We start from the raw sequence: 23,967 nt of genomic DNA, 5'->3' as shown, positions 1-23,967 counted from the left end.
TATCGGGTACGTGGTCATGGCAGTGAGGATTCCGGGCGTTCCCCGACTGTCACCCTGCGTCGGCTATGCGCGCCCTAAGACGGGCGGCGCGCAGTTCACGCGTACCGCTGCGCCGCATGCAGGGCCGCCCCCGTGTACGAGCCGCCGAACAGGAACACGTGGAGGAGCAGCGGCGCGAGCTGGTGCAGCTCGACCCGCTCCTGCCACCCGGCGGCGAGCGGGGACTCGGCGTCGTAGGCGGCGAGCACGGCCTCGAGTCGGGGGAGTCCGAAGAGCCCGAGGAGCGCCAGGTCCGTCTCGGCGTGCCCGCCGTGCGCGATGGGGTCGATGAGCACCGCTCCCGTGGGCGTCGTCCCGTCGACCGGGTCCGCGTCCGTCGGCCAGAGCACGTTGCCCGCCCAGAGGTCGCCGTGCAGCCTCGCCGGCCGGTCCCCGACGAGCTTGGGCTGCGGGGACCCGAGCGTCCCGTCCTGGACCCGGTCGGCGACCCGGTCGAACACGGCTGCCTGGGCGTGGTCGAACCCGCCGGCGTCGACGATGCGGCGGACGAAGTCGCGGATCCGGTACTCCGCGAAGAACTCGCCCCAGGTCGCCGGTGCGTCCGCCGCGGCGACGAACGGCGTGCGGGAGCGTCCCATCCGCAGGGGCGTGCCCGTCGGCCAGCCGGACGGCGGCGCGCCCCAGTGCTCAGCGCCCGCGGCGTGGGTGTGCGCCAGGGACCGCCCGAACCGCTCGGCCTGCCGCGTCGACGGCGAACCGTCCGGGATCAACTCGAGGTCGAGGACCGTCGGGCGGGGTCGACCGAGCACGCGGGCGATCCGGGTGCCGCCGTCGGGTTCGGCCTCGGCGAGCCAGTCCAGACCGGCTGCCTCGGCGGCGGCCTCGTCGGGGGAGGCGAAGGTCTTCACGTGCGTCTCGGCCATCGTCCCATCCTGCCGCTGTCGCCTCCGCACCGGGTCAGACCGCGTCGACGAGCGCCCTCGCCAGCGGGTGCCACTCGCGGGACGTCGGCCCGCTCAGCACGAGCGTCCGTGAGAGCCGCCGGGCCATCGGCACCATGACGAGGTCCGGCGGCAGCATCACCCGCCCGAGCGTCGGCACGATGGACACGCCCTCGCCCCGCTCGATCATCCCGAACATGGTGCTCATCTCCCGCACCCGGTGGGCGTACCGGAACGGCTGCCCGTCGAGTTCGTGCAGCCGCTGGATCTGGTGCTCGCACCCGCCACCGCCCGCGACGAGCCCGTCCTCGTGCAGGTCGTCGAGCGTCAGCGCGGGGAGGTCGGCGAGCGGGTGGTCGCGGCGGACCACCGCGGCCATCTCGTCCTGCGCGACGACCACACCGCCCGGTGGCACCGGCGTCGGGTCGACGAGCACGGCGGCGTCGACCGTGCCGGCCTCGAGCCACTCGGGCATCTCGTCGTCGTCGCCCTCGTAGACCTGCACGTCGACGTCCGGCAGCGTCACCGCCCACAGCTCGCGGAGCCGCGGCAGCAGGCCCTGGCAGACGGTGGGGACGGCGGCGAGGCGCACGGTGCCGCGCGCCGTGGCGGGCCGGACCACTGCCTCCAGGGCCTCGACGGAGGCGAGCACGCTGCGGGCGTGGGCCAGCAGAAGGTCGCCGAGGGGCGTCGTGACGGCGGCCGCCCCACGCCGGACCACCGGACCGCCCACCTCGCGCTCGAGACCCGCGAGGGCGTGCGACACAGCGGACTGCCCGACGCCGAGCACGGACGCCGCGCCCGTGAAGGAGCCGGCGTCGACGGTGGCGACGAACGCGCGCAGCTGGGGCACCGAGACGGTCATGCGTCTTCCTCATCCGTTCATGAGCGACATGCGTTTGCCGCATGCGCCGAGGATGTCGACACTAGGCGACATGAACGCGGTCCTCTACCTCCTCGTGGCACTGACCTGGGGCTCGAGCTTCCTGTTCGCGAAGATCGGGCTCGACGGGCTCGCACCGCAGCTGGTCGCCACGGTGCGCACGGTCCTCGGCGCGCTCACGCTCGTCGCGGTCCTGCTCGCGACCCGCCGGCGCTGGCCGCGGGAGCCACGGGTCTGGGGACACCTGCTCGTGGTGTCGGTGTTCCTCAACGCGGTGCCGTCGTCGCTCATGGCGTGGGCGGAGCAGACCGTGCCGTCCGGTCTCGCGAGCATCTACAACGCGACGACGCCGATCATGACGTTGGCGGCCCTCGCGGTGCTCGTGCCGTCCGAGCGGCTCCGCGGACGGCAGGTCGCGGGCATCGTGCTCGGGATCGTCGGCGTCCTGGTGCTGGTCGGTCCGTGGAACGTCATCGGGGACCCGGAGGTCCTGGCGAGCGTGCCGGGGCAGGTCGCGCTGCTCGGGATGACCGCGTGCTACGGCATCGGCCTGGCGTACCTGCGGCGGTTGGCGGTCGGCAGCGCGTACGACCCGGTCACGCTCGCGACGGTGCAGCTGACGCTGGCCTCCGGACTGCTCCTGCTGGTCGCGCCCGTCATCGCCACGGGTCCGGTACGGCTGGACTGGAGGATCGTGGGGGCGATGGTCGCACTCGGTTGCGTGGGCACGGGGCTGGCCTATGCCTGGAACACGCGGCTGGTGCAGGCGTGGGGAGCGGGTCGCGCCTCGACGGTCACCTACCTGACGCCCGTCGTCGGGGTGGTGCTCGGCGTGCTGGTCCTCGGCGAGCACGTCCGCTGGAACGAGCCGGTCGGGGGACTCGTGGTGCTGCTCGGCATCGCGCTGGCGTCGGGCGTGGTGGGCCGGCGGCGTCTGGGCGTGCGGGCTCCCGCCTGAACGGGGGCCGGATCCGAGAGCGACCGCGGCCGTAGGATCGGGCCGAGAAGTCGTCCACGGAGTCGTCGACGGAGACGGAGACCGGTCATGACCGCCACCCACCACACCAGCGCCACCGCCTCGGTCGCAGCGATCCTCGCCGAGTCCGCAGCGCGGTACCCGGACGACGTCGCCGTCATCGTCGGCGACCGGCACACCACCTACGCCGAGCTCTGGAGCCAGACGCTCGCGTACGCCGGTGCGCTGCGGGCCCGCGGCGTGGGACCGGGCGACCGTGTGGCGATGCTCGTCCCGAACGTCGAGGACTTCCCGCGGGTCTACTACGCGACCCTCGCGCTCGGCGCCGTGGCGGTCCCCGTGCACGCGCTGCTCAAGCGACGCGAGATCGAGTACGTCCTGCGCGACAGCGGCGCCGCGCTGCTCGTCTGCGCCGCACCGCTGCTCGGCGAGGGTGCGGCCGGTGCCGAGCTCGCCGAGGTCGACGTGGTGACGGTGCTCGCCCCGGCCGACTCCCCGGACCGGCTCGAAGCGCTCGCGCAGCAGGCGGAACCGCTCGACACCTACGTCCCCCGGCACCCGTTCGACACCGCGACGATCCTCTACACGAGCGGCACCACCGGCAAGCCCAAGGGTGCGGAGGGGTCGCACTTCTCGCTGCTCGAACAGGTCAACACGAACCTGATGACGACGTTCGACATGCACCGCGGGGACGTCCTGCTCGGGGCCCTGCCGCTGTTCCACACCTTCGGGCAGACCTGCACGATGAACACCGGCTTCCGGGTCGGCGCGACGATCGTCATGCTGCCGAAGTTCGACGGCGACACGGCGCTCGCCGCGATGGTCGAGCACGGGTGCGGCATCTTCATGGGCGTCCCGACGATGTACATGGCGCTGCTCGACGCGGCGACCCGCTCCGATGCCCGTCCGACGCTGCGGTACGCGATCTCCGGCGGCGCCTCGCTGCCCCTGGCGGTCCTCGAGCGGTTCCAGGACGTCTACGACGCGCCGATCCACGAGGGCTACGGCCTCACCGAGACCTCGCCGGTCGCGACCTTCAACCACGTCGGACGGCCGCCGCGCCCCGGCACGATCGGCACCCCGGTGTGGGGCGTCGACGTCGAGATCGCCGACCCGGAGCAGCACGACGCGATCGTGATGTTGCCCCACGGCGAGATCGGCGAGCTCGTCATCCGCGGGCACAACCTCATGAACGGGTACCTCGACCGTCCCGAGGACACCGACGCCGCGATCGTCGACGGGTGGTTCCGGACGGGCGACCTCGGGACGAAGGACGACGACGGCTACCTGACGATCGTCGACCGGACGAAGGACATGATCATCCGCAACGGCTACAACGTGTACCCGCGGCAGGTGGAGGAGGTCCTCGCGACCCACCCCGACGTCACGATGGCCGCGGTGTTCGGCGTGCCGCACGAGCTGCACGGGCAGGAGATCGAGGCCGCCGTGGTGCTCCGTGCCGAGGCGACGGCGACGCCGCAGGAGCTGATCGACTTCGTCGCCGCCGAGATCGCCGCCTACAAGTACCCCCGGGCGGTGCACGTCCTCGACGCGCTGCCCCTCGGCCCGAGCGGCAAGGTGCTCAAGCGCGAGCTCGTCGACCGGTTCGGCGCGGAGGTCCCGGCGGCCGGGTGACGTGGACGTGGACACCGTCGTGCGGTCACCATCGCTGTCCGAACTCGCTCGGGGCCTGGCGGCGCTGCGGTCGTGGCAGCGCGACGACGCACTCGTGCAGCTCCACCCCGGCGACCTCGGGTGGGCGTGGCGCCACGGGGCGGACGCGGTCGCGCGTGCGGTGCGCCTCTGGGAGGCCGACGGGCAGATCGTCGCCTTCGGCTTCCTCGACGGACCGACCACGCTCCGCATGACGGTGGCGCCCGAGCGCTGGACGGACCCGGACCTCGCGCGCGCCCTGGCGGCCGACGCCTCCGACCCCGGCACCGGCGTGCTCCCGAGCGGCCCTGCGTCGATCGAGGTACCGGACGGCACCGCCCTGCGCGGAGCGCTGCAGGCTGCGGGATGGGGCGCCGGCGAGTCCTGGACGCCGCTGTCCCTCGACCTGGCCGCGCCGGTCGGAGCACGCGGGTCGTCGCTGCACGTCGAGATCGTGCACGGCGCGGACACGTCCGACTTCACGGCGGTCCACCGCTCGGCCTGGGACAACGGGTCGTTCACCGACGAGCGCTGGAGGGCGATGTCCGCCGGTGCACCGTTCGCGGAGGCTCGCTGTCTGCTCGGCAGGGACGACGCCGGAGAACCGGTCGCCGGGATCACGGTCTGGTCGGCGGGCCGCGGCCGTCCCGGACTCATCGAGCCGCTCGGCGTCCACGCCGCCCACCGCGGTGCGGGGCACGGGACCGCGATCTGCGTCGCCGGTGCGGCACTGCTCCGCGAGACGGGAGCGTCGACCGCGTGGGTCTGCACCCCGAGCGACCTCGGCAGCGCCGTCGCGACCTACCGGGCGGCCGGCTTCACGAAGCTCCCGGAACGGCTCGACTGCGTCCGGCAGGCCTGAGGCGAGTGACTCGGCGGGTGCCGGACGTACGCTGGCACCTGTGACCCGGCCACGCCGACCCTCGACCGCACGGTTGCTGTTCGCGTCGTCGCACCCGGGGCCCACCGTCACCGTGACCGTGCTCGCGACGGTCATCGCCGTGGCGGTCGGGCACGCGTGGTGGACGGTCGTCCTCGTCGCCCTGACCGTCGTCGCCGGGCAGCTCTCGATCGGGCTCGCGAACGACTGGATCGACGCCGACCGCGACCGGGCGGTCGGTAGGTCGGACAAGCCCGTGGCACAGGGGGCGATCGCCGTCGGCACGGTCCGTCGCGCGGCCTTCGGCACCGCCGGGGCGTCCGTCGTCCTGTCGGTGTTGCTCGGGCCGGTCGCCGCCGTCGCGCACCTCGTGCTCGTGGCCGCGGGGTGGGCGTACGACGCAGGGCTCAAGCGCACGGTCTGGTCCGTCGTGCCGTTCGTGGTCGCGTTCGGGCTGCTCCCGGTCGTGGCGGTCTCGGCCGGGCCGGACGGCGACTGGCCGGCGTGGTGGGCGATCGCGACGGGGGCGGTGTTCGGCGTCGCGATCCACTGCACGAACGTGTTGCCGGACCTGGTCGACGACGCGGCCACCGGGGTCCGGGGGTTCCCGCACCGACTCGGGCTCCGGGGCGCGGGCGTCACGGCGTTCGGGTCGCTCGTCGTGGCGGCGCTGCTCGTGCTCGGTGGTCAGGTGCTCGGGGACGATCCGGTCCGGGGGGCGGGGGTGGTGCTCGCGGTGCTCGGGACAGTGGTGGTCGTCGCGCTCGCCGGGGTCGGGGTGCGGCTCGTGCTGGCCGGGCGGGCATCGCGGGTGCTGTTCCGGCTCGTCATCGCGTCGTCGCTCGTGCTCGTCGTCGAGCTCGGCCTCGCCGGCGCCCGCCTGGTCGCCTGACCCGGCGCTCCCGCGCTCCCGCGACCCGTCACGCCCACCGCATCGCGTACACACCGGCCAGCGCATCCGCGGTCGGGAGGGACAGGACCGTCCGGAGCAGCGCCTCCCGTCCGGCCGCCCCCACCCTGCCGAGCGGACGGCCGAACGGACGTCCGAGCGCCATGTTCACCTCCGCCTGCCGCGCCGCCCGCTGCGCGACAGCCTGCCGCCGCCGCGCGTACTCCGGCCACGGGCCGGCGCTGCCCGAGGCGACCGCCTCCGCGAGGAGCGGCGCGAGCTCGGCCGCGTCGAGCCACCCGAGGTTCATGCCCTGCCCGCCGATCGGGCTGATCTCGTGCGCCGCGTCCCCGGCGAGGACGACACGGCCGACGCCGACCCGCTCGGCCTCCCGGCGTCGGACACCGAACCCGCTGCGCATGCTGCAGGACGTCGGGTCCGGCCGGACACCGGTGCGTGCCGCCACGATCGCCGCGAGGTCCGCGGCACTCGGCGACGGATCGTCCGAGGACGCCAGGAGCACGACGTACCGACGACGGTCGCCGGGCAACGGGAAGGACTCGACCACGCCGGCCGGTCCGACGTCGACGAGCGCGTCCGTCCGGGCAGCGGGGTCCTCGACGTCGGCGAAGTCCCCCATCGCGTAGCGGTCCGGGTAGTCGCGACCGGTGGTGGCGATGCCGAGCAGGTCCCGCACGGTGCTCCGCGAGCCGTCCGCCCCGATGACGAACCGGGCCCGCACGGCCACCGCGCCGTCGGGGCCGGTCCCGACCGCGTCGACGTGGTCCGGGTGCCGCTCGAGCGCCGAGAGCACCGTGCCGGTCCGGAGCGCGTCCGGCGCTGCCGCGGCGAGCCGTTCCCGCAGCAGGGTCTCGGTCCGGTGCTGGTCGAGCGTCGCGACGTACGGGTGCGTGGCCGACGCGTGGTCGAACGTCAGGGCGCCGAGCTCCCGGCCACGGCTGCGCGCGACCCCGCGGCGGACCCGGACGGCCTCCGCGAGGACCGGCCCGTCCAGCCCGATCGCGGCGAACGCGTCGAGGGACGGCGGGTGGATCCCGATCGCGCGAGAGCCGTCGGCGCACCCTCGCGCCGTTCCCACACCACGACCTCGAGCCCGCGGGCCGCGAGGAGCGCCGCGGCGAAGAGGCCGACGGGCCCACCGCCGACGACGAGGACGTCGACGCGCTCCGTGGTCACGGCCCGAGCCTACGGACGGTCGGCGCAGCGCCCACCCAGCCGATCGGCGCCCCGGGGTCATCCGCTCGACCGAAGCGCTCCACCGGGGCCGTCCGCGATGCTGGGGTCGTGCCCTTCACCGTCAGCCACGCGGTCGTCGCCCTGGCCGCCCGCCGCACCCCGCTGCCCGTCGCGGCGGTCGCCGTCGGAGCCATGGCGCCGGACGCCGTCCTGTTCGCGCCGTTCCTGCCGCCCTACGTCGTGGCGCACTCGTGGGTGGGCGTCGTGACGATCGACCTGGTGGTCGCGCTGGTCGTCCTCGTGGCCTGGTGGTACCTGGTGCGGCCGGCGTGGGCGGCGGCCGTGCCGGGCGTCCGCGAGCGGCTGCCGGCGAGCTGGTCGTCCCCTCCGCGTGCCGGGGACCGGCCGGTCCGCCGGGCGATCGCGGTCGTCGTCGCCTGTCTCGTCGGGAGCGTGACGCACGTCGTGTGGGACGCGTTCTCGCACGAGGCCGGGTGGGCGGTGCAGGTGATCCCGTTCCTCCGCGAGGGCCCGGCGGCCTACCCGGTCTGGGCCGGCGTGCAGGACGGTTCGAGCGTGCTCGGGTTGCTCGGGCTCGTCGTCGCGGCCGTGGTGTGGTGGCGACGGAGCACGCCGCGTCGGATGCCACCGGTCGCTCGGCCGGAGGCCGCGGTCGTGGTGGCCGCGGGCGCGATCGTCGTCCTCGCCGTGCTCGGGATCGCCGGTCGGGTGCTCCTCGGCGGCGGTGGCGTCGCCGGGATCGTCACCGAGCTCGCCTTCCGGTTGCCGGTGGTCGTCGCGCTGGTGCTCGTGGTCGGCGCCGTCGGACTGCTGGTCGGACGCCGCCGTCGCACCCGCTGACGCGGACGCCGGAGGCGCGGTGCGTCCGCCGTCGGTCGTGTCGCGTCCGGCGGACCGCGGGTCGGGAGGCGCGGTGCACGCGCCGTCGGTCGTCGCGCGTCCGGCAGACCGTGGGTCGGGAGGCGCGGTGCGGGGCCGACCCGCGCCTCCCGTCCGTCAGGCGGTCGCGTCCGCCGTCTCGCGCGCGGACCGGTCCGCGGCGACCAGCCGCCGGGCCTCACGGAAGCGCTTCCGCAGTCGCTCGACCGGCACCTCGACCGCGTAGGCCGCCCCGACCGCGACCAGCAGCGCCGCCCCCACGAGCCACACCGTGCCCCACGCCCCGATCGCGAACGTGCCGAGCAGCGCGATGACCACGGGGTGCCAGAGGTACGCCGAGTACGACACGCGACGACCGAACCACGACACGGGCGTCCACGCGAGCGCGGCCGACAGCGGGGACCGCACCGACACCAGGCCACCGATGAGCAGCGCCGAGATCAGCCCGGTCACCGGGAGCACGACGCCGAACGACCAGGCGTGCTGCGTCCAGTCGTCGTCGATCCAGAACTGGACCGCGGCGAGCAGCCCGATGCCGAGCCAGGTGCCGACGTGTCCGGCGATCCCGGAGGCCCATGTCCGGAAGCGCTCGTCGTCGAGGAGCAGTGCGAGCAGGCACCCGGTCGCCAGCGGCACGACGCCGAGCACGGGGGAGAAGTACACGTCCGGGGTCGCGCCGCTGTTCGGCGTCCGGTAGCTCAGCCACGACGCCGCTGCGGCACCGACGATCACGACGCCGAGCCCGGTCATCAGCCAGCGCCGACGCGACCGCAGTGCGAACAGGAGCACGAGGACGGGCGGCCAGACGAGGTAGAACTGCTCTTCCATCGACAGGCTCCACGTGTGCGCGAAGACGCCCTGCGTCGTGTCCCAGAAGGAGCGGAAGAGGTTGCCGGTGTAGCTCAGCGCGATGAACGCCGCCTCGCCGGGGGAGAACGAGGCGCCCTTGTAGTCGCCGACCCAGTTCCACAGCGCGAGGCCGACGATGACGAGCGCGAGCAGTGCCGGGTAGAGGCGGAGGAGTCGCTTCGTCCAGAACGAGCCGAGCCGGATGCGCCCGGTGCGGCGGTGCTCGCCGAGGAGCAGCGTCGAGATGAGGAACCCGGAGAGCACGAAGAACACCGTCACGCCGATGAACCCACCCTCGAACTGCGGCACGTGCAGGTGGTAGAGGATCACGATGAGGATCGCAACCGTCCGGAGCCCGTCGAGCGCCGGAGCACGGTTCGTGAGCGGCGGCGGGGGCGTCGGTCGTGCGTGCCTGCCGTCGGTGTCGGCCGGTGCGGATGTCGTGCGGGTCCGCTCCGGCGAGGTCGTGGTGATGGCCACGGACGCCTCCTGCGCGATGCTGTCGATGGGGTCACGGGCCGTCGGGCCGTGACCGGATCGTTACATGATGCTCGCGGAAGGTAAGAGCCGTCTCAACGACCGGGGTGCACCAGGGTCGTCAGGGCGTCGAGTCGTTCGTGGGCGATCGTGGCGAACGGGCGTTCCTCGTCGTCGGCGATCCACTGCGCGAACGACAGGTGGAACACGGTGACGGCGGTCTCGGCGGCGATGGTCGCGGCGGGCTCCGGGACGCCGCGGTCGCGCAGGACCTCACCCAGTCGGACCTTCAGGGTCGCGAGCTTCCCGAGCTCCCGTTCGCCGAGTGCGGGGTTGCCGTCGATGATGCCCTGGCGTGCGCGCGACCACGGGCGGCGCTCGTCGGGGAAGAACGCGCCGCTGGCGTCGAGCGCGAGCCGGACGAGGTCGAAGGGCGGGGTGCCGGCCGGTGCCGCCTCGATCGGGGTGGTGAACATGCCGAGGAAGTCGTCCTGCCCGGCGAACAGCACTTCACGCTTGTCGGCGAAGTGTCGGAAGAAGGTGCGCTCGGTGACCTCGGCCGCGGCGGCGATCTCGGCGACCGTCGTCTCGTCGTACCCCTGCTCCGCGAAGAGCTCCAGGGCAGTGGCCTGCAGTCGCTCACGGGTCCCGGGTTGCCATCTCGCCATGTCTGCAGTCTACTGATGACAGTGACTGACATCGAGTGCTACGGTGATGTCAGTTCATGACATCACCGCCGTGGACACCTGCGAAGGGAAAGCACATGCACGTGTTCGTCACCGGGGCCTCCGGATGGATCGGCTCCCACACCGTCGACGAGCTCCTCGCCGCCGGGCACACCGTCACCGGCCTCGCCCGCTCCGACTCGTCGGCCGCCGCGCTCGAGGCGAAGGGCGTCGCCGTCGTCCGCGGTGACCTCGACGACCTCGACGCCATCCGCCGCGGGGCCGCCGCGTCCGAGGGAGTCCTGCACCTCGCGAACAAGCACGACTGGGCGAACCCGGCCGCCACGAACGCCAGCGAACGCGCCGCGGTCGAGACCATCGGCGATGCGCTCGTCGGCACCGACCGGCCGTTCGTCGTCGCCTCGGGCGTCGCCGGACTCGCACAGGGGCGCCCCTCGACCGAGGCGGACCCCAACCCGTTCGTCGGCCCGGACAGCATGCGCGGCGGCAGCGAGAACCGCGGGTTCGACTTCGTCGACCAGGGCGTGCGCACCATCGCGGCCCGCTTCAGCCCGACCACGCACGGCACCGGCGACCACGGGTTCATCGCCGCGATCGTCGCCGCCGCACAGCGCACCGGCGTCTCCGGCTACATCGGCGAGGGCACGAACAGCTGGGCCGCCGTGCACGTCACCGATGCCGCTCGGCTCGTCCGGCTCGGCCTCGAGCACGCACCCGCGGGCACGAGGCTGCACGCCGTCGCCGAGACCGCGATCCCGACCCGGGCCATCGCCGAGGCCATCGGCGACGCCCTCGGGCTGCCCGTGACCTCGGTCGACCCGGCCGACGCGGTGTCGCACTTCGGGTTCATCGGGCAGTTCTTCGGCATGGAGATGTCGGCGACGTCCGAGGCCACGCGCGAGCTCCTCGGCTGGGAGCCCACCGGGCCGGGGCTGCTCGAGGACATCGCCGCCGGCGCCTACTCCGACGTGCGGGTGGCGTAGCGCGACCCACCGCCGGGGGGGGGGCGCGGGGGGGCCCCCCCCCGCCCCCCCCCGCCCGCGGCCGGGCCGGACCCCCCCGCCCTGGGTGAGCATAACTGGTCGGGTCCCGTCTCCGGACCCGACCATTTCTGCTCACCAAGTGCGCGCGCAGGGCGCGGGGGCGCGCCCGCGGGGCGCGCGGCGCGCCCGCGCGCGCCTACTCCGCCTTCTGCATCTGCCAGGGCTCGGGCTCGCGGTCGCCGTTCGGCCGCACGGGCCGGACGTCGCCGACGATCGGGATCGCCCGCTTCCGCATGAACCAGAGGTACCGCACGAAGAAGTGCGACAGCGTCGACAGGCGGTTGCCGTTCCCGAGCAGCGACGCGATGTGCACGGCCACCCACGCCGCCCAGGCCACGGGTCCGACCATCGTGATGCCCCCGCGGAGCTGGGCCACCGCGGCGTTCGTGCCGATCGTCGCCATCGTGCCCTTGTCGAAGTACTTGAAGTGCTCGGTCGGTTTGCCCGCCATGAGCCGCACGATCTGCCGCGCCGAGTGCCGTCCGCCCTGCAGCGCCGGCTGGGCGAGCTGCGCGAGGGCCTCGTCCTGCGCGGCGATGTCACCGGCGGAGAAGATCCGCTCGACGCCCTTCACGCTGAGGTCGTCGTTCACCTGGATGCGTCCGCCGTGGGTCTGCGGCATGCCCCAGCCGGAGACCTCCTTGTGCGCGGCCACACCGGTCGCCCAGATGACCTGCGACGCCGGGATGAACTCGCCCTCGGCCGTCATCACACCGTCGGGCTTGACCTCGGAGACGCCGGTGTTGAGGCGCAGGACGACACCGCGCTTGCGGAGGACCTTGGCCGCGTAGCGACGCAGCCGCGGGGCGAACGGCTTGAGGAGCTCGCCGCTGCGGTGCACGAGGGTGATCGAGATGTTGCCGCGCTCGATCTCGGGGTACGCGCCGACGAGGGCCTGGTCGCGGAGTTCGGCGAGCGCACCGGCCATCTCCACGCCGGTCGCGCCACCGCCCACGATGACGATCTTGATCTCGTCGGGGCCCTGGTTGGCGGCGGCTTCCTCGAGGCGGGTGAACAGCTCGTCGCGGATGCGGAGCGCCTGCGAGCGGGAGTACATCGAGTACGCGTACTCGTACGCGCCGGGCGTGCCGAAGTAGCTCGTGTTCACGCCGTTCGCGAGGATCAGCCAGTCGTAGTGCAGGTGCTCGCCGTCGGACATCTCGGCGACCCGCTCGACCGGGTCGATGCCGGTCAGCAGCCCGTGCCGGAACTCGGCGTTGCTCTGCTTCGCGCGGAGGCTCCGGAGGAAGTACGTCACGTCGCCGGCGTTCAGCCCACCGGTCGCCACCTGGTACATGAGCGGCTGGAACATGTTGTAGACGTGGCGGTCGACCAGGGTGACCCGCACCGGTGCGTCGGCGAGCTCGCGCATGGCCGCGACACCGGCGAATCCACCGCCGACGATGACGACGTGCGGGCGGGTGTCCTGGGGCATGCTGACTCCGGCTTCCTCGGATGGTGAGATGGTCACCACCGAGGGTACGCGCGGTTCGGACAGTCGTTCGACGGCCGGGCGCGAACCGCTGGCGGCAACGCGGAGCGTTGCGCGGGTCGCGCCGACCGAGCCTGCGAGGGAGGACTGCCTCCGTCAGGCGTCGAGCCGTGCGTAGGTGCTCACGACGTTGCCCTTGCTCGTCGCGGTGCTGTCGACCAAGCGCAGGCGCGTGGGCGGGTCGGTCGGCTCGAAGAGTCTGCGGCCCGAGCCGGCGATCGCTGGGTGCACCATGAGCTGCAGTTCGTCGAGGACCCCCGCGAACAACAGGCTGCGCACGAGCGTGACACTGCCGCACACCGCGATGTCGGCGCCGTCCCGCTGCTGCAGCCCGCGGACGAACTCGGGGACGTCGCCCGTGATCCGGGTGCTGTTCTCCCACGCCAGGTCGTCGCCGAGCGTGGTGGACGCCACGTGCTTCTCGATCGGGTTGATCCACTGGCCGAAGGGGTCGTCGGGGTGGGCGGGCCACCACTCGGACCACTCCAGGTAGCTGTTCCTGCCGAGGAGGACGGTGTCGGTGCGGGCCATGAACGCGCCCATGCCCGCACCGAGCTCGTCGTCGAAGGAGTCGTACTGGAAGGTGTACGGGTCCTGCACGACGCCGTCGACCGACGTGAAGAGTCCAGCGGTGACCTTGCGCATGGTCGGAGCGTAGCCCTCAGCTGTTGGCGGAGGAACCGCTCGTGTCCGATCCGGTGCCGGAGCCGGTGCCGGTCCCACCCTGCGTGCCGTTGCCCGGGAACTGGCCGGTGCCGCCGCCGGGGAACTGGTTCGTGCCGCCGTTCGTGCCCGGCACCTGCGTCGTGGACTGGCTCGTGCCGCCGCCGATCGCGTGTCCGATGGCGAAGCCGATGCCGCCGCCGACCAGCAGCGCCGCGAGGCCGACCCCGACGGCCAGCACCTGCCAGAACCACGGCGGTCGCGGGCCGCGCCCGCGCCGGGGCGTCGCCGCGGAGCCGTACCAGGGCGTCGCGCCGTTCGGGGCGCCCGGGTTCCACGAGCCCGCGGAGGGTGCCGGTGTCGCGTACGGGTGCTCGGGTGCCGGCGCCGGGGCGTCGAGCGTCGCGGTCGAGGTGGGCGTCGGTGCGGCGCCCCAGCCGGCCGGGCTGGCGGGGTACGGCGTGGTGGGCTGGTGGGCTGCGGGGTCCACGTCGTCGCGGGACTCGCGGGACTCGGGGTTCACGGGGGTGCGCTCGGTCATGAGGACGAGTACAGACCGGTCACCTATGTGCGGGCGATGACGACGCTGGTGCGTCACTGTGCACAGCGCCGTCCGCGTAGCCTCGCATCGTGCGCGCGAGAGTCGAGACCGTCCGGATCGACGGGCTCCCCGTGCGCCTGCACACCCTCGCGCCGGCCGGCAGGGTGCACGACGCCCTCGCCCCGACGGTCGTGCTCGTGCACGGCATCGGGATGTCGCACCGGTCGTTCGCACGGTCGCAGCGGGCGCTCGCCGCGACGCACCGGACCGTGAGCGTCGACCTGCCGGGCTTCGGCGGGCTCCCGGCGGCCGGCCGGAGCCTCACCATGACGGAGCTCGGGGACCTCGTCGTCCGCGCCGTGCGGTCCCGCGGGGCCGGGGACCTCGTGCTCGTCGGGCAGTCGATGGGGACGCAGGTCGTCGCCGAGGCGGCCCGTCGGCACCCGGACGTCGTCGCCTCGGTCGTGCTCGTCGGCCCGGTCATCGCGGCCGGTCGTCGTCGGCTGCTCACGCAGGCGCTCGACCTCGGGCGGGACGGCTTCGTCGAGGGCGCCCGGATGAACGCCGTCCTCGTGACCGACTACCTGCGGAGCGTGCGGCAGTACGTGCCCGAACTCCGACCGATGCTCCGCTACCGCCTCGAGGACACCGTCGCCGAGCTCGCGCAGCCGGTGCTCGTCGTCCGTGGCACCGAGGACCCGATCGCACGCCACGACTGGTCCGCCCGGGTCGCCGCCACCGCCCCGCGCGGCGCGTTCGTCGAGCTGCCGGGGCCGCACCACGTGCAGGAGCGCCAGCCGGTGGCGTTCGCGCGGCTCGTGGGGGAGTTCCGCCGCGCGCAGACCCTGGAGGGGCTGCGGTGACCGACGCGACCACGTCGGGGACGGACGGGGCGCGCACGGACCGCACCGCGCCTCCCGTCCGCGTCTCCCTGCTCCGCCGCACCCGGTGGGCCGTCCTCGACTGGTGGTACGCGATCCGCTGGCAGGTGCGGAGCCTCGGGCCGACGACCGCCGACGACTACCGGAGCGGCGACGGCCAGCCCGTCGTCGTCGTGCCCGGCGTCTACGAGACCTGGCACTTCATGCGTCCGCTCATGGACGCCCTGCACGACCGCGGACACCCCGTGCACGTGCTGCCGGTGCTGCGGCACAACCTGCGTCCGGTGCCGGAGTCCGCGGCGGAGGTCCTCGCGTACCTCGACGAGCACGACCTCCGCGACGTCCTGCTCGTCGCGCACAGCAAGGGCGGGCTGATCGGGAAGTACGCGATGACGCGCCTCGACGACCACGGGCGGATCGACCGCATGGTGGCGGTGTCGACGCCGTTCGCGGGCTCCGGGTACGCGCGGCTCGCACCCGTCCGACACCTGCGGGCGTTCCGGTCGAGCGACCCGGTGCTCGCCGGCCTCGCACGGGAGCTCGACGCGAACGCCCGGATCACCAGCGTGTACGGCGTCTTCGACACGCTCATCCCCGAGGGCAGTGCGCTCGCCGGGGCGACGAACGTGCGGGTCCCGGTCGGCGGGCACTTCCGCATCCTCGGCGACCCGCGGACGCGTGCGGCGGTGCTCGCCGCGGCGGATCCGGACCACCCGGGCACGGCCGAGCCCCGGCCTGGCCCGACCCCGGCCGAGCCCCGGCCTGGCCCGGCCCGACCCCGGCCTGAGCCCTAGGCGCCCGGCAGGAACAGGCAGAACGGGTGCCCGTCGGGGTCGAGCAGCACGCGGACGTCCTCCTGCGGCTGGAACGCCGCCTGACGAGCGCCGAGCCCCTCCGCCCTGGTCACCGCCGCCGGCAGGTCCTCCACCTGGAAGTCGAGGTGCAGCTGCATGCCGGGGGCGTCCTCCGTGCCGGGCCACGTGGGCGCGACGTACGCGGGTTCGTACTGCACCGAGAGGCCCGGGCCGTCCTCGGGGCGGATGCGCGCCCAGGTCGGGTCGTCCTCGTGGACGGTCCAGCCGGTCAGCGCGCCGTAGAACCGGGCGAGCGCGAGGGGGTCCGGCGACTGCAGCACGGTGGCGGCGAGCGTCGGCATCGACGGGTCAGCAGCGGTCATGCGGCGGAGCGTACGCCGGACCCGCCCGCCCGGGTCGGCCGGGTCGTTCGGGTCCGCAGCGTGCGAGGTTCCGCGCACCGTGTGGGCCGCGGGGCGTCGCACGCTGCGCGCAACCTCGCACACTGCGCCGCGCCGCCGCGCCGCCGGACCCGCCCGCCCCGGTCAGCGCGTGGCCACGCTCGCGCGCTCGACGATCCGGTGCGGCACCACGACGGTCTCGGGCGGAGCATCGCGGTCCTCGATCCGCCGGGTGAGCAGGTCGAGCGCCGCCGTTGCGAACGCCCGTCGGTCGAACGACACCGTGCTCAGCGCGGGGATCGCGTACGCGGCCCCGTCGACGTCGTCGAACCCGATCACGCTCACCTGCTCGGGGACCCGCACGCCACGCGCGGCGAGGACGTGCAGCACCCCGAACGCGATCGAGTCGGTGAACGCGAACACCGCGTCGGGCAGCGGGTGCTCGTCGAGCCACGCCGCGAACGCCGACGCCGCCGCGCTGGTCGACCACGCCGGCAGCGGGACCCGCAGGTCCGGGTCCGCACCGATGCCCGCCGCCGCGAGACCCGCGAGGTACCCGCGCTCCCGCAACTCGCTCGTCGCGGTGGCCTCGACGTCCCGGGCGGCACCGACGATCGCGATCCGACGGTGGCCCCGGCCGACGAGGTACGACGTCACCTGCTCGGCCGCGGCACGGCTGTCGACGTGCACCTGGTCGACGTGCTCGGGCTCCACCTCGCCGATGACGACGGTCGGGGGCAGCCCCTCGGTCGAGGCGAGGACGCTCGCGCTGAGCGACACCGGGTTGAGGATCAGCCCGTCGACGAGGTGCGCCCGGGCACGCGAGACGAGGTCGCGCTCGCGGGCGGGGTCGTTCGCGGTCTGGTCGAGCTGCACGGTCCAGCCGCGCTCCCGCGACAGCTCGACGAACCACTGCGCGAGTTCGGCCGAGTAGGCGCTGGCCATCTCGGGGAGCGTCAGGGCGATCGCGCCCGAGCGTCCGTTGCGCAGACCCCGGGCGGACAGGTTCGGCACGTAGTCGAGCTCGGCGAGTGCCTGCTCGACCCGTGCGCGGGTCTCCGGGCGCACCACGACACCGCCGTTGATGACGTTGGAGACGGTCTTCGGCGACACCCCGGCGAGGGCAGCCACGTCCCGCACGGTCGCGCGCATCGCCACGAGCGTAGCGCGGCTGCGGCTCAGGGACGCACGTACCGGTGCACGTACGTGGTGTAGCCGACGGGGACGGTCGCGCTCCCGGCGGTCTCCGGATCGTCGTCAAGCACGCGCCGCACCCGGTCGAGGAGGGCGGTGCGCTCGTCCGGCGGCAGCACGATGACGTAGCTGCGCGAGGCGACCATGTCGAGGAACGCCGACCGGTCCTGCTCGTGCACCCACGGGAACCGCTCGTGCTCGACGGCGCCGTCGTCGAACGGTGCTCCGACGACCGGCGCGCTCTGGACGCTCGCCCGCGACTCGGGCTGGGACAGGATCGCGCTGATCCGGGCCGACCAGGGCCGGGTCTCGTCGCGGACGTTCCACACCAGACCGAGGACGCCGCCGGGGCGGAGGACCCGGGCCACCTCCTGCGACCCCCGCACCGGGTCGACCCAGTGCCACGCCTGCGCGAAGGTCACGGCGTCGGCGCTCCCGTCGGCCAGCGGGATCGACTCGCCGGTCCCCGCGAGCGCCCGCACGTCGGGCAGCACCGTGGTGAGCCGGTCGCGCATCGCCGGGTCCGGTTCGACGGCGACGACCTCGGCGGCGCGTCCCACGAGGCTCCGCGTGAACTTGCCGGTCCCCGCGCCGACGTCGGCGACGAGTCGGGCGTCCGCCGGCAGGAGCCAGTCGACCGCCGCGTCCGGGTACCCCGGCCGTCCGCGCTCGTAGGCGTCGGCAGCGGCTCCGAACGAGTTGGCGTACTGCTCGAGGGTCATGCGTCCAGCATGCCCCGCCCGGCCGGCCGTGTGGCGGACTGGAGGCGCGGGTCGGGGCCGCCACGCGCCTCCCGTCCGCAGCGGGGTCGCCGGGCGACGCGTCGCTCACGCCGTCGGGACGGGCACCGTCCTGCCGGTCCGCACCGACTCCTGCGCCGCGAGGACGATCGACAGCGTCCGCAACCCGACCTGCACGTCGGGCTGGGGCTGCGCGCCGGCCCGCACCATGTCGAGGAACGTCCGCAGCATCGGCACGTCGTGGTCCGCCCCGTACCGCAGCTCGATCGGCCGGCCGCCGACCGCGTCGAGCCCCCTGGCCGCCGCGCCGAAGAAGTCGACCGACACCGTGCCGCCCGTCCCCGCGACGTCGAGCGTCAGGCCGCCCCACGCCGGCGCCGTGTCCGGGCGGCTCCACGAGCAGTCGATCGCGACGACCATCCCGGTGTCGTAGCTCACCGTCACGAGCCCGGCCGTCTCGGCCCGTGCGCGCTCGGCGTGCAGCACGCGGTTCGCGACGGCGGTGACGGACACCGGTCGCGCGCCGGTCAGTCCGTCGACGAGGTCGGCGACGTGCACGACGTGGTCGACGATCGCGCCGCCGCCGCTCAGCGCCGGGTCCGTGAACCAGTCGCGCGTGAGCGGCAGCATGCCGTTGTTCGCGCCGCGGACCGAGAACACCGTGCCGAGCGCACCCGAGGCGTACGTGGCCCGCAACCGGTCGAACGCCGACGCGAACCGCACCGGGTAGGCCATCATCAGCGTGACCCCGGCGCGCTGCACGGCGTCGCGGATCGCGAGGCCGTCCGCCCACGAGGTGGCGAGCGGCTTCTCGCAGAGCACGTGTGCGCCGGCGGCGGCTGCCCGTTCGACGAACTCGCGGTGCCGCACGTTCTCGCTGGTGACCACGACGGCGTCCGGTCCCCAGGCGAGGAGGTCGTCGACCGTGTCGGCGTGGTCGACGCCGAGCGCTCCGGTGAGGTCAGCGCCCCGGAGTTCGCCGAGGGTCGTGCCGGTCGAGACGCCGCCGGGGTCCGTCCCGCGCACCTCGACGTCGGGCATCGCGGCGAGCGCCGAGAGGTACCCGATCGCGTGCGTGTGGGCGAAGGACAGGACGCCGACGCGGAGGGTCACAGCGTCACCTCCACGGGTTGTCCGGACTCGATCGACGCCAGGGCGGCATTGGCGAGGCGCACCGCGACGGCACCGTCCGCCGCACTGACGCGGGGGAGCGGCCCGCCGTCGAACGCGGCGACGAAGTCTGCGAGCTCGAGGGCGTACGGGTCCTCGGCGGGGTCGACGGACGGCAGGAACCCGTCGACAGCGGTCGGGGTCGCGAGGTCGGCGCGGGTGTCCTCCTCGGCGAGGGACGAGTGCGACAGGCTGCCGAGCGTGCCGGTCACCGAGTACTCCGTGCTGAAGGCCAGGTGCGGTGGTCCCCAGAGTCCGGCGACGTGGCTGATCGCGCCGGACGCGTGCGTGAGGAGGACGTGCGCGGCCTCGACCGGGTGCTCGTCGTCGCCCGTGCGGACGGTGACGGCGGACACCCGGGTGACCGGACCGGCGACCCAGCGGGCGATGTCGAGGTCGTGGATCATCTGGTCCATCACGATGCCGCCGGACTGTGCCCGGTCGCCGAACCACGCGACTCGGGTCGGGAACGCGCCGGAGCGGGAGAATCGCAGGACGGCGAGGTCGCCCAGGAGACCGGTGGTGACGGCCTCGTGCAGGCGCCGGTACGCGGGGAACCAGCGGACGACGTGCGCCGGGTAGAGCTGCAGGCCCGCGTCCGCCGCCCGGGCGACGAGGTCGTCGGCGTCGGCGTCGGTGCGGGCGAGGGGCTTCTCGGAGACGACGTGCCTGCCCGCCGCGAGTGCCGCGCGGACGACGGCGGCGTGGGCCGGTGTCGGCACGACCACGTCGACGACGTCGACCGCGGCGAGCAGCTCGTCGAGCGAGTCGGCGACGGTGATCGTGCTGCCGACCCGTGCGGCCTCGTCCGCGAAGGCGGCGGCGAGCGCGGGCGCACCGTCCTGCGAGTGCACGACGAGGTCGCCCAGGCGGAGGAGCCCGGGGACGTGCGCGACCGCGATGCCGCCGGCGCCCACGAGTCCGATCCGCCGGCGTGGTCGGGGTGCTGACTGCAGCGTCATGGAGCCAGCGTAGAGGTCCGCCGGACGCCGTGCGGCGATGCGACCCGGCTTCGTCCCGATGGACCGTTACAACGATGGAAACGTTTGGCAACGGGTTGCCGCACGGTTGCCGTCACCGCCAGGGTCGCTCCAGGAATCCAACGGAGGGGGCCACCGAGTGACGAAGCTCGACGACCGTGCGACGAACCGCACGAGGACCGCTGCACAGCGCGACCCGGGAGCGGCACCACCACCCGACCCCGGGCTCCGTCGGCGCAGCACGTGGCAGCGGATCCGCCGTGACCGCGTCCTCCTGCTCATGGGCCTGCCCGGCGTCGCGCTCCTGCTCGGGTTCCACTACCTGCCGCTGCTCGGGAACCTCATCGCCTTCCAGGAGTACCTGCCCTTCGTGCCGCTCGGCCGCAGCCCCTGGGTCGGCGTCGAGAACTTCTCCGTCATCTTCGACGGTGACCCCGAGTTCCTCCGCGCCCTCGGCAACACGCTGCTCATCACGCTCGTGCAGGTCGTGTTCGTGTTCCCGGCGCCGATCATCCTCGCGCTCATGCTCAACTCGCTGCTCTCCGAGCGGATCAAGCAGGTCGTGCAGTCGGTGCTGTACCTGCCGCACTTCCTGTCGTGGGTGATCGTGGTCGCGGTGTTCCAGCAGATCCTCGGCGGCTCCGGGCTCGTGAACAACGCCATCCGCGCGGCCGGCGGTGACGCGATCGACTTCCTCGGCAACCCGAACGGGTTCATCGCCCTGCTGACCAGCCAGGTGATCTGGAAGGACACCGGGTGGGCGACGATCCTGTTCCTCGCGGTCCTCAGCCAGATCGACGCGAGCCTGTACGAGGCCGCGAAGATGGACGGCGCGAGTCGCTGGCGGCAGCTCTGGCACGTCACGCTGCCCGGCATGCGCGGCATCATCATCCTGCTGCTCATCCTCCGGCTCGGCGACTCCCTGACCGTCGGGTTCGAGCAGATCCTCCTGCAGCAGCAGGCCGTCGGCCGGGCCGCGAGCGAGGTCCTCGACACCTACGTCTACAACAACGGCGTGCTCGGCGGGCAGTGGGGCGTCGCCGCAGCGGTCGGGCTCGTGAAGGGCGTCGTCGGCGTCCTGCTCGTCCTCGGCGCCAACAAGCTCGCGCACGTCTTCGGCGAAGCGGGCGTCTACCAGAAGGAGGCGAAGTGACCGCCACGCACACCGTGACCGTCCCCCGGACGAAGAAGCGCCGCCGCGGTGGCCCGGACGCACCCCCGCTGCCCGGACGGCTGCTCACCGGGTTCGTCCTGCTCGTGATCTGCCTCGTCGTCATCCTGCCGTTCGTCGGCATCGTGTCGACCAGCCTCGCGCCCGTCGCCCAGGTGAACGACGCCGGCGGGTTCGTGATGTGGCCGCAGGGACTCGACCTCGGCGCGTACCAGAGCATCTTCGCCGGCGGCGTCGTCACCCGCGCGATGCTCGTCAGCATCGGGATCACCGTCGTCGGGACGCTCATCAGCCTGTTCGTCAGCGCGATGCTCGCCTACGCCCTGAGCCGTCCGGGGTCGTACGGCTCCGGGTTCGTCCTGAGCCTCGTGCTGGTCAGCCTGCTGTTCGCGCCCGGGCTCATCCCGAACTACCTCGTCGTCAAGGAGTTCGGGCTGCTCGACTCGTACTGGGCCCTGATCCTGCCGACGGCCCTCAGCGCGTTCAACGTCATCGTGATGCGGTCGTTCTTCATGGCGATCCCGAAGGAGCTCATCGAGTCCGCCCGCATCGACGGCGCCGGCGACTTCCAGGTCTTCTGGCGGATCGTGCTCCCGCTGTCCAAGGCCGTCCTCGCCGTGATCGGCCTGTTCTACGCGGTCGGCTACTGGAACGCCTTCTTCAACGCGCTGCTCTACATCAACGACACCGCGAAGTGGCCGCTCCAGCTCGTGCTGCGCACCTACGTCATCAACAACGCGCAGCTCGGCGGCGCCGACCTCGGCACGTCCTCCGACGCGCTGCCCCCGCAGGCCTCGATCCAGATGGCGATCCTCGTCGTCTCGATCGTGCCGATCCTCATCGTCTACCCGTTCCTGCAGCGGCACTTCGCCAAGGGTGTCCTGACCGGCGCGGTGAAGGGCTGACCATGACCACCTCCATCAGCCGCCGCGCGCTCGTCGCGGGCGGACTCGGGATCGCCGCCACGACCCTCCTGGCCAGCTGCTCGACCGTCACCCGGTCCACCGACGTCCGGGCCATCAACAAGGCCGTCCAGCTGCCGGACTACGTCCCGTGGACCGGCGGCCCCGAGCCCGTCCTGCCGAAGACGAGCCCGCTCATGCCGAGCGCCTTCCGGAAGATCCCGGCGACGCTCGTGCCCACCAGGGGCAAGCCCGGCGACGGTTCGACCGTGCACGGCAGCGTGCCCACCAACTCGCCCGTCCCGCCCTCGAAGGGGAGCAACCCGTACTGGCAGGGCCTCGACGAGCGGATGGGGATCGACCTCGACCTGACGATCACCCCGAACGCGGACTTCGGCAACAAGTTCGCCACCCAGGTCGCGGGCGACACCCTCGGCGACGTCTTCACGATCAACCAGGCGTTCTCGTACCTGCCGCAGTTCCTCGAGGCGAAGGCCGCCGACCTCAGCCCGTACCTCTCCGGCAGCGGCGTCCGCGACTACCCGTACCTGGCGAACCTGCCGACGGCGTCGTGGCGCGGGACGGTGTTCTCCGGCGGCATCTACGGCGTCCCGGTGCCGCGGGGGCCGCTGACCTCGCAGGCGCTGCACCGCCGCCAGGACCGCTTCGAGCGGCTCGGCGTCGACCCGTCGTTCTCGAGCGTCGACGAGTTCGTGCAGCTCTGCCGGCAGGTCTCCGACCCGCACGCGAACCGATGGGCCCTGGCCTCGGTGCCGACGAGCATCCTCGCGCCGATGCTCGGCCTGCCGAACCAGTGGCAGGAGCAGGGCGGGCGGCTCACCCACATGTACGAGCTCGAGGAGTACGTGGAGCTCCTCGACGTGTCGCGCCGGCTCATCGCCGAGGACCTCGTCCACCCCGACAGCGTCACGGCCTACAACGGCAAGGTCTGGTTCGTGCAGGGCTCCGCGCTGATGCTGTCCGACACGTACAGCGCGATCCCGGGACTCCTGCAGCAGGCCACGCCCGGCTCCGGGTTCGAGCTGACGATCGCCCCGTTCGTCGGACCGTCGGGAGGCGCCGCGAAGCCCTGGTTGGGCGACCCGAACAACACGATCACGTCCGTGGCCGCCGGCTCTGAGTCCCGGGTGCGGATGCTCCTCGAGGTCCTCAACTGGTGCGCCTCGCCATTCGGCACCGAGGCCTGGACCTACCGCAAGTTCGGCATCGAGGGGCGCGACTTCGAGTACCGCGACGGCGCCCCGGTCCTGACGAAGACCGGCAACAGCGAGACCGCGCTCGGCGAGTTCCCGCTGCAGTACTTCACCGAGTGCCCGCTGCCGCTCTACTACGCGGGCAACCCGACGATGACCGACACCGTGTACGAATCGCTGGCGTCCTGGCTCGATCGCGGCCTGCCGAACCCCGTCTACGGCCTGTACTCGCCGACGAACTCGACGAAGGGACCGGCGGTCGGCACGTTCGCGACGAACGCGATCAACGACGTGCTGCTCGGGCGGGCGACGGTCTCGTCGTGGCGGGCGACGGTGCGCGACTGGCGCCGCCGGGGCGGCGACGCGATCCGCCGCGAGTACGAGCAGGCGCTGGAGGCGCGCGCCTCCTGACGCGGCTGCTGACGGACGGGAGGCGCGGGTCGGCCCCGC

At 73.4% G+C, this 23,967-nt stretch carries 24 protein-coding genes and 1 pseudogene; 11 read left to right on the top strand and 14 right to left on the bottom strand.

Annotated features, from left to right (window positions below; translation table 11 throughout):
* Positions 1-95: 95 nt before the first annotated feature.
* Both WFH25_RS14620 and WFH25_RS14615 read right to left on the bottom strand, forming a co-directional pair.
* Positions 96-953 carry a fructosamine kinase family protein gene (locus WFH25_RS14620; protein ID WP_442892424.1) on the bottom strand — a complete coding sequence of 286 codons (858 nt, stop codon included), beginning with the start codon at positions 951-953 and terminating at the stop codon, positions 96-98.
* Between the two features lie 4 nt (positions 954-957).
* Positions 958-1,806, bottom strand: coding sequence for a LysR family transcriptional regulator (locus WFH25_RS14615; RefSeq protein WP_336698314.1), 849 nt, complete (start codon positions 1,804-1,806; stop codon positions 958-960).
* A 70-nt stretch (positions 1,807-1,876) separates the two neighbouring features.
* On the opposite strand from WFH25_RS14615, the gene WFH25_RS14610 reads away from it, so the two are divergent.
* The 4 genes from WFH25_RS14610 (at position 1,877) to WFH25_RS14595 (ending at position 6,225) form a co-directional block, all read left to right on the top strand.
* Positions 1,877-2,782, top strand: coding sequence for a DMT family transporter (locus WFH25_RS14610; protein ID WP_336698313.1), 906 nt, complete (start codon positions 1,877-1,879; stop codon positions 2,780-2,782).
* Positions 2,783-2,869: 87 nt separating this feature from the next.
* Complete coding sequence (locus WFH25_RS14605; protein ID WP_336698312.1) at positions 2,870-4,435, top strand: long-chain-fatty-acid--CoA ligase; 1,566 nt, start codon at positions 2,870-2,872, stop codon at positions 4,433-4,435.
* A 19-nt stretch (positions 4,436-4,454) separates the two neighbouring features.
* Complete coding sequence (locus tag WFH25_RS14600; RefSeq protein ID WP_336698311.1) at positions 4,455-5,315, top strand: GNAT family N-acetyltransferase; 861 nt, start codon at positions 4,455-4,457, stop codon at positions 5,313-5,315.
* A gap of 40 nt (positions 5,316-5,355) precedes the next feature.
* Positions 5,356-6,225 (top strand): UbiA family prenyltransferase, encoded by an 870-nt coding sequence (locus WFH25_RS14595; RefSeq protein ID WP_336698310.1) that lies wholly within the window; start codon positions 5,356-5,358, stop codon positions 6,223-6,225.
* 28 nt (positions 6,226-6,253) lie between these two features.
* On the opposite strand, the gene WFH25_RS14590 is transcribed toward WFH25_RS14595, so the two are convergent.
* The gene (locus tag WFH25_RS14590) at positions 6,254-7,321 is read right to left on the bottom strand and encodes an FAD-dependent oxidoreductase (protein ID WP_442892423.1); all 1,068 of its coding nucleotides are present in this window, start codon (positions 7,319-7,321) and stop codon (positions 6,254-6,256) included.
* Positions 7,309-7,419, bottom strand: a pseudogene (locus WFH25_RS19395) (FAD-dependent oxidoreductase); the annotation flags it as partial. The gene WFH25_RS14590 and the pseudogene WFH25_RS19395, both read right to left, overlap by 13 nt.
* Before the next feature lie 108 nt (positions 7,420-7,527).
* On the opposite strand from WFH25_RS19395, the gene WFH25_RS14580 reads away from it, so the two are divergent.
* The gene (locus WFH25_RS14580) at positions 7,528-8,280 is read left to right on the top strand and encodes a DUF4184 family protein (protein WP_336698307.1); all 753 of its coding nucleotides are present in this window, start codon (positions 7,528-7,530) and stop codon (positions 8,278-8,280) included.
* A 156-nt stretch (positions 8,281-8,436) separates the two neighbouring features.
* Here the strand turns inward: WFH25_RS14580 and WFH25_RS14575 are convergent, their stop codons facing one another.
* Positions 8,437-9,648: an acyltransferase family protein gene (locus tag WFH25_RS14575; RefSeq protein WP_336698305.1), complete on the bottom strand. Its 1,212-nt coding sequence runs from the start codon at positions 9,646-9,648 to the stop codon at positions 8,437-8,439.
* Between the two features lie 92 nt (positions 9,649-9,740).
* Positions 9,741-10,313 (bottom strand): TetR/AcrR family transcriptional regulator, encoded by a 573-nt coding sequence (locus WFH25_RS14570; RefSeq protein WP_336698304.1) that lies wholly within the window; start codon positions 10,311-10,313, stop codon positions 9,741-9,743.
* Between the two features lie 95 nt (positions 10,314-10,408).
* Here WFH25_RS14570 and WFH25_RS14565 point away from each other — a divergent pair, with 95 nt between their 5' ends.
* Entirely contained in the window at positions 10,409-11,314 is a 906-nt protein-coding gene (locus WFH25_RS14565) for an SDR family oxidoreductase (RefSeq protein ID WP_336698303.1), read from the top strand.
* 196 nt (positions 11,315-11,510) lie between these two features.
* Here WFH25_RS14565 and WFH25_RS14560 read toward each other — a convergent pair whose 3' ends face one another.
* The 3 genes from WFH25_RS14560 to WFH25_RS14550 form a co-directional block, all read right to left on the bottom strand.
* Positions 11,511-12,845 carry an NAD(P)/FAD-dependent oxidoreductase gene (locus tag WFH25_RS14560; RefSeq protein WP_336698301.1) on the bottom strand — a complete coding sequence of 445 codons (1,335 nt, stop codon included), beginning with the start codon at positions 12,843-12,845 and terminating at the stop codon, positions 11,511-11,513.
* A 117-nt stretch (positions 12,846-12,962) separates the two neighbouring features.
* Positions 12,963-13,511, bottom strand: coding sequence for a dihydrofolate reductase family protein (locus tag WFH25_RS14555; RefSeq protein WP_336698300.1), 549 nt, complete (start codon positions 13,509-13,511; stop codon positions 12,963-12,965).
* 16 nt (positions 13,512-13,527) lie between these two features.
* Positions 13,528-14,070 carry a hypothetical protein gene (locus WFH25_RS14550; protein ID WP_336698299.1) on the bottom strand — a complete coding sequence of 181 codons (543 nt, stop codon included), beginning with the start codon at positions 14,068-14,070 and terminating at the stop codon, positions 13,528-13,530.
* A gap of 89 nt (positions 14,071-14,159) precedes the next feature.
* Here WFH25_RS14550 and WFH25_RS14545 point away from each other — a divergent pair, with 89 nt between their 5' ends.
* Together WFH25_RS14545 and WFH25_RS14540 are read left to right on the top strand one after the other, a co-directional pair.
* Positions 14,160-14,933, top strand: a complete 774-nt coding sequence (locus WFH25_RS14545) for an alpha/beta fold hydrolase (protein WP_336698298.1) — start codon at positions 14,160-14,162, stop codon at positions 14,931-14,933.
* Positions 14,930-15,745: an esterase/lipase family protein gene (locus WFH25_RS14540; RefSeq protein WP_336698297.1), complete on the top strand. Its 816-nt coding sequence runs from the start codon at positions 14,930-14,932 to the stop codon at positions 15,743-15,745. Before WFH25_RS14545 ends, WFH25_RS14540 begins: the two co-directional genes overlap by 4 nt.
* Here WFH25_RS14540 and WFH25_RS14535 read toward each other — a convergent pair.
* The 5 genes from WFH25_RS14535 to WFH25_RS14515 form a co-directional block, all read right to left on the bottom strand.
* A complete protein-coding gene (locus WFH25_RS14535) occupies positions 15,742-16,128 on the bottom strand; it encodes a VOC family protein (protein WP_071302846.1) in 387 nt (128 codons plus the stop codon). The two genes, WFH25_RS14540 and WFH25_RS14535, sit on opposite strands and share 4 nt — an antisense overlap.
* A 162-nt stretch (positions 16,129-16,290) precedes the next feature.
* Positions 16,291-17,298, bottom strand: coding sequence for a LacI family DNA-binding transcriptional regulator (locus WFH25_RS14530; RefSeq protein ID WP_336698296.1), 1,008 nt, complete (start codon positions 17,296-17,298; stop codon positions 16,291-16,293).
* Between the two features lie 26 nt (positions 17,299-17,324).
* Complete coding sequence (locus tag WFH25_RS14525) at positions 17,325-18,062, bottom strand: class I SAM-dependent methyltransferase (protein WP_336698295.1); 738 nt, start codon at positions 18,060-18,062, stop codon at positions 17,325-17,327.
* 105 nt (positions 18,063-18,167) lie between these two features.
* Positions 18,168-19,193, bottom strand: a complete 1,026-nt coding sequence (locus WFH25_RS14520; protein ID WP_336698294.1) for a Gfo/Idh/MocA family protein — start codon at positions 19,191-19,193, stop codon at positions 18,168-18,170.
* Positions 19,190-20,212 carry a Gfo/Idh/MocA family protein gene (locus WFH25_RS14515; protein ID WP_336698293.1) on the bottom strand — a complete coding sequence of 341 codons (1,023 nt, stop codon included), beginning with the start codon at positions 20,210-20,212 and terminating at the stop codon, positions 19,190-19,192. The genes WFH25_RS14520 and WFH25_RS14515 overlap by 4 nt, the downstream gene beginning before the upstream one ends.
* Before the next feature lie 157 nt (positions 20,213-20,369).
* On the opposite strand from WFH25_RS14515, the gene WFH25_RS14510 reads away from it, so the two are divergent.
* The 3 genes from WFH25_RS14510 to WFH25_RS14500 are packed head-to-tail and all read left to right on the top strand — an operon-like array spanning position 20,370 to position 23,928.
* Positions 20,370-21,383 (top strand): ABC transporter permease, encoded by a 1,014-nt coding sequence (locus WFH25_RS14510; RefSeq protein ID WP_254790898.1) that lies wholly within the window; start codon positions 20,370-20,372, stop codon positions 21,381-21,383.
* Positions 21,380-22,306: a carbohydrate ABC transporter permease gene (locus WFH25_RS14505; RefSeq protein WP_175496031.1), complete on the top strand. Its 927-nt coding sequence runs from the start codon at positions 21,380-21,382 to the stop codon at positions 22,304-22,306. The genes WFH25_RS14510 and WFH25_RS14505 overlap by 4 nt, the downstream gene beginning before the upstream one ends.
* 2 nt (positions 22,307-22,308) lie before the next feature.
* Complete coding sequence (locus WFH25_RS14500) at positions 22,309-23,928, top strand: hypothetical protein (protein ID WP_092385924.1); 1,620 nt, start codon at positions 22,309-22,311, stop codon at positions 23,926-23,928.
* The last annotated feature ends 39 nt before the right edge of the window (positions 23,929-23,967 follow it).

Source organism: Curtobacterium sp. USHLN213 (assembly GCF_037144815.1).
GTDB lineage: Bacteria > Actinomycetota > Actinomycetes > Actinomycetales > Microbacteriaceae > Curtobacterium.
The sequence above is the reverse complement of the archived record's forward strand: the minus strand, read 5'-3'. Positions and strand labels throughout refer to the sequence as shown.